11 protein-coding genes and 1 pseudogene are annotated in these 10337 nt (G+C 66.3%); 6 read left to right on the forward strand and 6 right to left on the reverse strand.

The features are described from left to right. The 3 genes from EOD15_RS20245 to EOD15_RS20255 all read right to left on the reverse strand — a co-directional run. On the reverse strand, positions 1–1451 hold a 1451-nt coding region (locus EOD15_RS20245), incomplete at its 3' end, for a molybdopterin cofactor-binding domain-containing protein (protein ID WP_148129593.1). Then, positions 1441–2499, reverse strand: coding sequence for a xanthine dehydrogenase family protein subunit M (locus EOD15_RS20250; protein WP_127408764.1), 1059 nt, complete (start codon positions 2497–2499; stop codon positions 1441–1443). The genes EOD15_RS20245 and EOD15_RS20250, both read right to left, overlap by 11 nt. Beyond that, the gene (locus EOD15_RS20255) at positions 2496–2993 is read right to left on the reverse strand and encodes a (2Fe-2S)-binding protein (protein ID WP_127322359.1); all 498 of its coding nucleotides are present in this window, start codon (positions 2991–2993) and stop codon (positions 2496–2498) included. The genes EOD15_RS20250 and EOD15_RS20255 overlap by 4 nt, the downstream gene beginning before the upstream one ends. A 376-nt stretch (positions 2994–3369) precedes the next feature. Here EOD15_RS20255 and EOD15_RS20260 point away from each other — a divergent pair, with 376 nt between their 5' ends. The 5 genes from EOD15_RS20260 (at position 3370) to EOD15_RS20280 (ending at position 7509) form a co-directional block, all read left to right on the forward strand. Then, entirely contained in the window at positions 3370–3990 is a 621-nt protein-coding gene (locus EOD15_RS20260) for a TetR/AcrR family transcriptional regulator (RefSeq protein WP_127322360.1), read from the forward strand. A 174-nt stretch (positions 3991–4164) separates the two neighbouring features. After that, positions 4165–5325, forward strand: a complete 1161-nt coding sequence (locus tag EOD15_RS20265; RefSeq protein WP_127322361.1) for a hypothetical protein — start codon at positions 4165–4167, stop codon at positions 5323–5325. Continuing rightward, a complete protein-coding gene (locus tag EOD15_RS20270) occupies positions 5318–6076 on the forward strand; it encodes an ABC transporter ATP-binding protein (protein WP_127322362.1) in 759 nt (252 codons plus the stop codon). Before EOD15_RS20265 ends, EOD15_RS20270 begins: the two co-directional genes overlap by 8 nt. A 102-nt stretch (positions 6077–6178) precedes the next feature. Then, positions 6179–6652 carry a carboxymuconolactone decarboxylase family protein gene (locus EOD15_RS20275; protein ID WP_127322695.1) on the forward strand — a complete coding sequence of 158 codons (474 nt, stop codon included), beginning with the start codon at positions 6179–6181 and terminating at the stop codon, positions 6650–6652. Next, positions 6652–7509, forward strand: a complete 858-nt coding sequence (locus EOD15_RS20280; protein ID WP_127322696.1) for a sigma-70 family RNA polymerase sigma factor — start codon at positions 6652–6654, stop codon at positions 7507–7509. The genes EOD15_RS20275 and EOD15_RS20280 overlap by 1 nt, the downstream gene beginning before the upstream one ends. Positions 7510–7525: 16 nt before the next feature. On the opposite strand, the gene EOD15_RS20285 is transcribed toward EOD15_RS20280, so the two are convergent. The 3 genes from EOD15_RS20285 to EOD15_RS20295 all read right to left on the reverse strand — a co-directional run bounded on the left by EOD15_RS20285 (position 7526) and on the right by EOD15_RS20295 (position 9670). Beyond that, positions 7526–8530, reverse strand: coding sequence for an NAD(P)-dependent alcohol dehydrogenase (locus EOD15_RS20285; protein ID WP_127322697.1), 1005 nt, complete (start codon positions 8528–8530; stop codon positions 7526–7528). Between the two features lie 49 nt (positions 8531–8579). Continuing rightward, on the reverse strand, positions 8580–8840 hold the full coding sequence (locus EOD15_RS20290) for a hypothetical protein (protein WP_127322698.1): 261 nt from the start codon (positions 8838–8840) through the stop codon (positions 8580–8582). Between the two features lie 77 nt (positions 8841–8917). Continuing rightward, positions 8918–9670 (reverse strand): thioredoxin family protein, encoded by a 753-nt coding sequence (locus EOD15_RS20295; protein WP_127408765.1) that lies wholly within the window; start codon positions 9668–9670, stop codon positions 8918–8920. Between the two features lie 306 nt (positions 9671–9976). Here EOD15_RS20295 and EOD15_RS20300 point away from each other — a divergent pair. After that, positions 9977–10337, forward strand: a pseudogene (locus EOD15_RS20300) (helix-turn-helix domain-containing protein); the annotation flags it as partial.

The following is a 10337-nucleotide window of genomic DNA, read 5'->3' on the forward strand; positions in this document are numbered from 1 at the left end:
GTCCAGGCGCCTTGCCCCATGTCCTGCGCGCCGGTCTCCATCAGGCCGCTGCCATCGCTTCTCAGCACGGCGCGGGCCTCGGCCTGGAACATCAGGGCCGGAAACGTCGCCGTGCCCATGCCCCAGCCGGTCAGGAAACCGTCCGCGTCGCGCATCAGCCGCGGCTGAAGCGGGCGGCTTGCCCAGCCGAACGTCTCGGCCGCTTGCCTGTAGCATTCGCGCAGCGCCTTGGAGGAAAACGGCTTGCCGGTCATCGGCTCGACCTCGGCATAGTTCCGCAGCCGGAATTCCAGCGGGTCCATGCCGCAGGCGTGAGCCGCCTCGTCGATGGCGCTCTCCAGCGCGATCGAGCCGGTCGCTTCGCCGGGCGCCCGCATGAACAGCGGGGTACCGGTGTCCAACCGCACCGCATCGTGCGAGGTGGCGATGGCCGGGCTGGCGTAGAGCGTGTGCGAGGCATCCGCCGCCGGTTCGAAGAAATCGTCGAACGTGCTCGACGCAGTCTTGGCGTGATGGTCGAGTGCCGTCAGCCGCCCTTCGCCATCCATGCCCAAGCGCAGCGTCTGGCGCGTCGGCGCACGGTGGCCGACCGGGCCGTACATCTGCTCACGCCGCAGCACCAGCTTGACCGGACGGCCGACGAGACGCGCCGCCAGGATGCCGAGCACCTGCGGTCCGGAGATCATGCCTTTCGAGCCAAAGCCGCCACCCAGGAACGGGCTGCGGATGTGGACGTTTTCCGGTGCGATGCCGAACAGGCCGGCGATGCGGCCCTGCGCCATGGCAAGGCCCTGGCTCGGCGTGTCGATCGACAGTGTGTCGCCATCCCAGGCGACGACGATCGCATGCGGCTCCATGGCGTTGTGGTACTGGGCCGGCGTCTCGTAGGTGGCTTCGATCCGCGTCTTTGCGGATTTGAGGCCGGCCTCGACATCGCCCTTGTGCTGCACGGCCGGACCGCCGACGCCGACACCACGCGGCACGAAGCTTTCAGCGCCGTCGAGGCCAACGCGCGCCGGCAGCACTTCATAGCGCGGCGACAGCAAAGCCGCCCCCTCGGTTGCCGCCTCCAGCGTCTCGGCGATCACCACGGCGATGCTCTGGTTGGGGTAGCGGACCTGATCGTTCTGCAGCAGGTCGAGCCGGAACATGAAGGGGTGGTCCTTGGCGTCCGGATCGGTGGCGAGCGTCGGCCGGTTCTTCGGCGTCATCACCTCGACCACGCCCTGGTGCGCCTTTGCCGCCTCGACATCCAGAGTGGCAACGCGGCCGCGTGCGATGCTGCTGACCGCCAGCACGGCGTAGAGCATGCCGGGCGGATGGTTGTCGGCGGCATAGCGCGCGGCTCCGGTGACTTTCAGAAAGCCGTCGCGGCGGGTCAGCGGCTGGCCGATGCTGGAGCCCTGCCGGGCATGGGCGGGTTGCTGGTTGAGGCCGAGTTCAAGCGTCATGGCGCGCTCCGGGAATGTTCGAGAACGGGGAGGCAGGAAGGGCTGGCAGACGCTCGGGCGTTCCCGAAAGCGCAGATATCAGCGCCCTGACCACGATGCGGCGGGCAAGCTCGATCTTGAAGGCATTGTCGCCGGAGGGGCTGGCATCGGCCAAGGCAGCGTCCGCGGCGTTCGCGAAGGTCGCCTCGCTGGCGTCCGCGCCGAGCAGGACGGCTTCCGCCGTTCGGGCCCGCCACGGCTTGGCCGCGACGCCGCCCAGTGCCAGCCTTGCGGCGCGGATCTTGCCGCCATCGACGACGAGCGCTGCCGCGGCCGATACGACGGCAAAAGCATAAGAGGTGCGTTCGCGGACTTTCAGGTAACGGGCATTGGCGGAGAAGGAGGCCGCCTCCGCCGGCAGGCGCACCGCCACGATCAGGTCGCCGGGCTCCAGCGCATTCTCCCGCTGCGGCGTTTCGCCGGGAAGCCGGTGGAATTCCTCCAGTGTCACATGACGCCGGCCCTTCTTGCCCTCGATCTCGACCACGGCGTCGAGCGCCACCAGCGGCACGCAGAAGTCCGACGGGTGGGTGGCGATGCAGGCGTCGCTCCAGCCTAGCACGGCGTGCAGGCGGTTCTCGCCGTCCAGCGCATCGCAGCCGGCGCCTGGCTCGCGCCTGTTGCAGGCGCTGGCGGTGTCGTAGAAATAGCTGCAGCGCGTGCGCTGCAACAGATTTCCGCCGACGGTGGCGGCGTTGCGAAGCTGCGCCGAAGCACCCGACAGCAGCGCCTCGGCCACCGCCGGATAGGATTTGGCGAACGCCGGATCGTAGGCAAGGTCGGCATTACGGACCAGCGCGCCGATGCGCAGGCCACCATCGTCCAGCCGTTCGATGCGGTTGAGTTCCGGCAGCCGGGAAATGTCGACGATACGCTCGGGACTGGTGATGCCGCCTTTCATCAGGTCGAGCAAATTGGTGCCGCCGGCGAGATAGGCCGAACCCGGCTCGGCTGCCGCGGCGATGGCGTCGGGGATGGTGGCGGGCCTGATGTAGTCGAAATCTCTCATGCCGCGGTCCTCCGGTCGGCTTTGACAAGCTGTTGCTGGGCTTCCAGGACGGCCTCGACGATGCCGCCATAGGCCGCGCAGCGGCATATGTTGCCGCTCAGCCCCTCACGGATGCGTTCGGGATCGTCGCCGGCCTGTGCCTCGGCGATCAGGCCGAGCGTGCTCATGATCTGGCCGGGTGTGCAGAACCCGCACTGGAAGCCGTCATGGGCGATGAAGGCGGCCTGCACCGGATGCAGTTCCTCGCCGTGGGCGACGCCTTCGATGGTCAAGACTTGGGCGCCGTCATGGCTGACCGCCAGCGCCAGGCATGAGTTGATGCGCTTGCCGTCGACCAGCACCGTGCAGGCGCCGCACTGGCCGCGGTCGCAGCCCTTCTTGGTGCCGGTGAGATCGAGCCGCTCGCGCAGCAGGTCGAGCAGGGTTACGCGTGGATCGACCTCCAGTTCGTGTCGGTGGCCGTTGATGGTGAGGGTGATGGGAAGGCTGGTCATGGGCGTCTGGCTCCAGTTGCTTGACGCGGATGGGATTGAACTGGCGTCGGGGCGGGGAAGGGCAAGGCGGCGGAGAGCGAAATCTCCCCCCTCGAGGGGGAGATGGCCGGCAGGCCAGAGGGGGTCGTCTCGCGTGGAGCGCTAGCCTCCAACTGCCGCAAGAGGTCGCGCCCAGTCGAACCGACCCCCTCTGTCGCCTCCGGCGACATCTCCCCCTCGAGGGGGGAGATTTCACGCTCGGCAGTTTGCAGACGTGACATACCGGTTCCCCTGATTATATGATAAAGGTGCTCCACTAAAACGGAGGCGCCTCCGTTTATTACGTGGTGGCTGAACCGGCCGGGTTCAAGCCCCCTGACACGATGTGGAGAAAAAATTGGCCAGCGAGCCGTCCGCCATTGCTGAACAGAAGGCCGAGGCCGTAGAGGCAAAGCCGTTGCGCGCCGATGCGCGGCGCAACCGCGACCGGCTGGTCGAGGTGGCGGTGTCGGTCTTTGCCGAGCGCGGCATCGATGGCTCGCTGGAGGAGATCGCGCGCCGCTCCGGCGTCGGCATCGGCACGCTCTACCGGCATTTCCCGACGCGCGAGCATCTGGTCGAGGTGGTCTATCGTCGTGAGGTGGAGGCGCTCTGCGCGGCCGCCGGCGAGCTTGCCCAGAAACATCCGTCCGATGTCGCGCTGGAACAGTGGATGCAGCGCTTCGTCGACTACATCGCCACCAAGCGCGGCCTGGCGACCAGCCTGCGCATCGTGCTCACCACCAATTCGACGCTGTTTTCCGACACGTTCGGCCGGGTGTCGCAAGCCTTGCGACAGCTGGTCGAAGCGGCGGTGGCCGACGGCACCATCCGCGGCGACGTCGACGCTTCCGACGTGCTGCACGCGCTGGGCGGCATCTACTCAGCGCCCGACACCCCCGAATGGCGCGACCGCTCGCGCCGGCTGGTCAAGCTGTTGATGGACGGGTTGCGGTTTGGGGCTGTAAAGGCACGGTGAGGGCGGCTTGATTCCGGCCGTGCAACAACCAGACCTGTCCATGATTTGAGGGGCATCCGATGTATGTATCCGATGTATGTAGGTGAGCCGCGATGGCCCTACTGGCGGCACAATTGTCGCTGACCTATGTCGGTGTCCCGTTCGTATTCGAAACCTGATCGCGAAGATGAAACAATGCGGCACGACAGGCTGGTCCTGACCCTGCTTTGGCGCGAAGTGCTAGCCGGACTGCGCTCGATGCGCCGCCGTGACCTGGCCTGGATCGCGCTTGGCGGCGGCGCTTTGCTCACCTATGCCGTGGCCGATATCGTCATTGCCTTGCGTGGCGCGGCGGCCGCGTTGCGGCAAGCGCAGATGCTGTGGACGCTTGGCCTGCCGGTTGCATTGCTCTGCCTTGGCGGTTTGGCGGGCAGTGCGCTTGCCGGCCTTTGCCTGTCGCGAGCCTACGCGCCGTTCCTGACGGCATTGCCGTTGTCGTCGGGAGAGCGCCGCCGCATGGCGGTCGTCGCGGCGTTCGTGCTGGCTATTCCGCTTGCCCTCGTGGTCGCGGCGGCGGTCGGTCTCGGCTGTGCCGTCATCGCAAAACCGCTGGCGCCGGCCTGGGGTTTTGGCGCCGCGATCTTGTTTGGTATCGGCTTTGCCTTGGCAGCCGGCTGGCGCCTGCGACGGGACTACGAGTCGACCAACTCGGAAGCGGCTGCTTTGGTTGTCGAAACGGGCGCGCGCCGGCCTTTGCTGCACGCCTTCGACCGGTCGACACCAGCCTGGCTTGCCAGTTGGGCCTGGGGCCTGCCTGCCGGCTATGTGCGGCCGTCATGGCGGCTGATCGGCGCGTCGATCCTGCTCGGTCTCGCAGCCAGCCTTGCCGCCGCGGCCAGCTTCATCCACGCCAGCGCGGTCCCGGCGGCGATGGCCGCCCTGACCGGCGGCCTTGCCGTGTTCATGTTGAGCGCGCGGTTCCACCCGCTCGGATCGCCGGTGCTGCGCACCGCACCGCTCGGTTTTGCCAGGGCGTGGCTGCGCTTGGTGCGGCTTCCGCTCCAACTGTCGGTCGCCTTCTTTCTTTTGCCGGCCGGCGCGGCCATGGCGGCGGAGCCATCGGCCTGGGCAATGCCTCTTGCCAGCGGTTTCTGGCTGCTGGCGCTGAACGGCGCCTATGCGGTCTTTGCCGCTTATTTCATGACCGCGCCGTTCGTCGCTGCGCTGAGCTTCCTTAGCGCCATCGCCTACACCAGCTACGAGTCGCTCGAATATGGGCGCACCGTGCTGATCGGCTTTGCCGCCCTGGTGCTGTTTCTATGGCACAGGGCACAACAGAGGTATCGCCATGGCTAGCAGCAGCGATCTTGCAGATATCCTTGCCGTCCGTGGTCTTGTCGCCGGCTATGGCGGCCGCCCTGTCGCCAGCGGCATCGGCATGACACTCAAGCCCGGCGACATCCTGGGCCTGCTCGGTGCCAACGGCTCCGGCAAATCCACCCTGCTGAAGGCGATCACCGGTCAAATCCGCCTGGAAGGGGGAAGCGTGACTATCGACGGCGTCGATCTCGCCGGCGCGCCGGAGCGCGCCAAGGTCGGCTTTGGCCTCGCCATCGATCCGCCCGACCTGCCGGCGGCGCTTACCGGGCGGCAATATCTTCAGCTGGTCGCATCGATCCGTGGCTGTGTGGAAGACGACTGGCCGGGCGTCGACATTGCCGGGCGGCTGGGGTTGAGACGCTGGATCGAACGGCCGATTGCCGAGTATTCGCTTGGGACGCGGGCCAAGATCGCCATCGCCGCGGCACTGCTTGGCGCGCCGCCGCTGCTGATCTTCGACGAATCCCTCAACGGCCTCGATCCGCTGGCCGCCTTCGAGGTCAAGCGCATCATCCGGGCCTTGGCGCTAAGCGGCCGCCATGCCGCCATCATCTCCACCCATGTCGTGGAAGCCGTACCCGGCCTGTGCACCCGCGCCGTGCTTCTGGCCGACGGCCGCATCGCCCGCGACTGGGATGCAAGGCAACTGGCCGAGGCCAACCGCACGCCAGGCGCCTTCGAAGCCGATGTCATGCGGGCGCTCGAGGCCCAGGCGGCCGAGGCATGAAGCAGGCAGGCTGCCGCCAACTGCCAGAAAATTTCGCCAGGTATGTCACACCGGCGGATCCTGGCTCGTCATGATGTCGGCACCAACAGAAGGAAGCCAATCATGACTGCAAAACTTGATCTCTTCACCGCTGCACCTTCGCTGATGAAGGAATGGCAGCGCGCATCCTTTGCCATTTCCTCCAGCCTCGAGCCGAGCCTGGCCGAGCTCGTGAAGATACGGGCATCACAGATCAACGGCTGCGCCAATTGCCTCAACATGCATACGGTGTTTGCGCGCGAGGACGGCGAAACCGAGCAGCGCCTCTATTTGTTGTCGGCGTGGCGCGAGGCGCCTTGCTACACCGATCGTGAACGTGCCGCGCTCGGCTGGACCGAGGCGCTGACGCGGATCAGCGAAGGACACACGCATGAAAGCGCCTACGATGCCCTGGACGCCGAGTTCACCAAGGAAGAGCAGGTCAAGCTCACCTTGATGATCAATGTCATCAATGGCTACAACCGCCTTGCGGTCGGTTTCGGCGGTTGGGTCGATCCGGCGGCGATCCGGTCCGCGGCGAAGGCGGCCGCCGCCTGATGACGGACGCAGGAGCCGAAAATGCCGTGCCGGATTTCGGCGTGCTCGGACCAAAGCTCCGGCGCGTTGCCTACCGCATGCTTGGCTCCGTGGCGGATGCCGAGGATATCGTGCACGAGGCCTTCATCCGCTGGATGAAGGCCGACCGCAGCGATGTGCGCGAGCCCGAGGCCTTCCTGCGCCGCACGGTCACGCGGCTTTGTCTCGACCAGCTCAAATCCGTGCGCCACCGGCGTGAGACCTATGTCGGTCCCTGGCTTCCCGATCCGCTGGTGGAAGAGGACGACGAGGAAGACGTCACCTTGCCGCTGATGCTGGTGCTGGAGCGTCTTTCCCCGCTCGAGCGGGCAGCCTTCCTGCTGCACGATGTGTTCGGGCTTAGGTTCGAGGAGGTCGCCGCCGCCATCCAGCGCGAGCCCGGCGCCTGCCGCCAGCTTGCTGCCCGCGCGCGCACCCATGTCCGTGAGGCGCGGCCGCGTTTCAAGGTGGAAAAGCAACGCGGCCTGGCGCTGGCCGAGGCCTTTTTCGCCGCCTCGCGCAGCGGCGACATGAAGGCGTTTGGGGCGATGCTGACGGCCGATGTCAGTGCCCATGCCGATGGCGGCGGCAAGCGTCCCGCAGCCACGGATGTGGTTCACGGGTTCGATGCCGTCATGCGGCAATATGAGCGCGTGGTCGCCTGGCTCCAGGAGAACGGCTCAACCCTTGTTCGCTTTGGCTTCGTTAACGGATTGCCTGGCTTCGTCACGCTGGAAGCCGATGGCGAGCTGCAGACGACCGCACTCGACATCGAGGACGGCAAGATCGCGGCCATCTATGTGATGCGCAACCCCGACAAACTCAGGCACCTGCATTAGACCGAGCGGAAGCCGCTCAGACTTCGAGGCAGACCTTGCCGAAATGCTTCCGGGATCCGTAATGGGTGAAGGCGGTGGCGATGTCCTGCAGCGGAAAATGGCGGTCTATGACGGGCTTCAGCCTGATAGTCTCTATCGCCCGGATCATATCCTCCTGGTCGGCCCGGCTGCCGATGGAGATGCCGCTGATGCGGATCTGGTTGGAAAACAGGGCGGGGATAGACACTTCCGCCGCAAAGCCGGTCAGGACGCCGACCAGGGCGATGTGACCGCCCGTTCTGCAGGCCGCAATGGACTGCGCCAGCGTGGCGGGTCCGCCGACCTCGATCACGTGATCGACACCGCGTCCGCCCGTCAGATCCCTGGCCTTGCGACCCCAGTCCGGGACGGACTTGTAGTTGATGACGGCGTCGGCTCCGAGGCGCGTGAGCCTTTCCAGCTTCTGCTCGTCGGATGAGGTGGCGATGACCCGGGCGCCGGCGGCTCTGGCGAATTGCAGCGCGAACAGCGATACGCTGCCCGAACCGAGGACCAGCACCGCGTCGCCCGGCTTCACCTTGCCGCACACAACCAGGCCGCGCCAGGCAGTAACGCCCGTGCAGGTGAGCGACGCCGCCTCGACATGCGTATAGCCTGCCGGTGCCTTGGTGAAAGCGTGCGCCGGCATGCAGACATACTCGCTGGCGAAGCCGTCGAAACTGTCTCCCGGAACATCGCGCCGGGTGCAGGGCGTCATGTCACCGCCCAGCCACCAGGGATAGAAGACGCTGACGACGCTGTCTCCGGGCTTGAGTGCATCGACACCGTCGCCGAGGGCAATCACTTCGCCGGCGCCGTCGGAGAGCGGAACGCGGCCGTCGGCGAGAGGCATCTTGCCTTGCACGGCAAAGTCGTCGCGCATGTTCAACGCGCAGGCCCGGATCCTGACCAGAACCTCGCCCGGCCCTGGCTGGGGCGGATCTTCCTCGACCAGGTCGAGATTGCCCAAGCCGCCCGGCGCTCTCAGCCTGACCAGTCTCATTGTCTTCTCCGATGTGCGGGGTGTCTGGAATTGGAACGGCGCGCTGCGCCTAGCGGACCCGCCTGCCGGAAATCACCCGCAGCCAGGGCGCCAGATGGAATGCGCTCATCAGCAGATACATCGCGGCCATGCCCGTGAGGGGCGAGGCGTTGGTGCCCATGCACAGCATGGCCGCATCGCCGCTGAAGATGCAGGTGAGCAGCGCCATCACGGCAAAGGTCGGTGCCGCGGCAAGGCAAAGCCAGTCGGCCAGCCCGAGGGTGGCGGCTTCCGGGATCGTGCTGCCGGCACCTGTGTGGATATCGCTCATCGCCTTAATCCTTCATGCCAGCCACGACAGGTTCCTCTCTCCACGGAATGGGGAGAGGAACCCAAGCGGGACAACCGTTACTGCTCGCCCTTGTCCCTGAACGCCGCCTCGCCGGCAGCAGAGACTTCTTCCCATTTCTTGTCGGCCCCGGCGTCGTAATTGTCGTGCCAGTTCCACCAGGAATAGAGCGGGGTCTGCGGATAGCCTTCGGGCGAGTCTTCCCAGATTTCCTGGCGGCCGAGCGGCGTCGCGTCGAGATAGCTCCAGACGGTGCCCATCGCCTCGTCGCCGCGGCTGTTGATGAGATAGGTGCGGAAGATGCGGTCGCCGTCATGGATGAAGACGTTGTGGCCGTGCCATTCGTCGACGCCGAAGTCCTTGTCGAAACTGTCAGTGATTGTGTACCAGGGCATCTGCCAGCCCATCCGCTGCTTCAGCCGCGCAATGTCGGCTTGCGGGGCACGTGAAGCGTAGGCAAGAGTGGTGTTGCGGGCGTTGAGATGGGCGAGGTGGCCGACCTGGTCGGCGCCCAGCGAACAGCCGCGGCAGGCGTGATCGGGCCAGCCATGCACGCCGGGCTCGAAAAAGGCGCGGTAGACGATCAGCTGGCGGCGGCCTTCGAACAGATCGAGCAGGCTCGCTCTGCCGTTCGGCCCCTCGAATAGATAGGCCTTGTCGACTTCCATCCACGGCATGCGCCGGCGCTCGGCGGCCAATGCGTCCTTGGCCCGCAGCGTTGCCTTTTCCTTCACCAGCATCTGTTCGCGGGCGGCTTCCCAGTCCTGCCTCGAAACGATCGGCGGGGTCTTCATTGCGATGTGCTTGGTCATTGGTCGTCTCCTTTGCCAGTCTGTTGTCGCTTGCTGTCAGCCAGAATAGGGCGGTGAAGCGCGAGGGTGGGAGTTACAAGTGTGACGGGATTTGCAGGAGCCGGCCCGTCGCAGCAGGGGTGGCGCACCCTCACGGTGCCTTCGGCCGCGTCATGGAGAGGAGTGTCGGTTGGCATTGTCGGTTCTCCCTTGGCGTGCCGCACGTTGCCGATAGAGTTGGCCGATGCGGCTTGCCGGTTGATGGTACGGATTTAAGTTAGGGCGGCGACGCACAAGGGTGGGAGTTACAAGTGTGACGGGATTTGAATGGATTCGCTGATCACCGCCGCGGCGCTGGCGCTGGCCGGAGGCGATCCGCTCGGCGCGCTGGATCGCGTCGCCCTGCGCGAGGATCCGCCGGCGCTGGCGCTGCGCGGCATCGCCATGGCGCAACTTGGCGATCTTGATCGCGCCAAGGCGCTGCTGCGGCGGGCCGCGCGTGGCTTCGGCCCGAAAGAGGCGGTTGCGCGTGCGAGATGCGTCGTTGCCGAGGCCGAGATTGCGCTGGTCTCACGGGATCTCGGCTGGCCGGCCAAGGCTTTGGATGCGGCGCGGGCGACATTGGAAAAGCATGGCGACCGGCTGAACGCAGCACATGCCGGCCACCTCAAGGTGCGCCGCCTGCTAT

Source organism: Mesorhizobium sp. M7A.T.Ca.US.000.02.2.1, assembly GCF_003996995.1.
Taxonomy (GTDB): Bacteria; Pseudomonadota; Alphaproteobacteria; order Rhizobiales; family Rhizobiaceae; genus Mesorhizobium.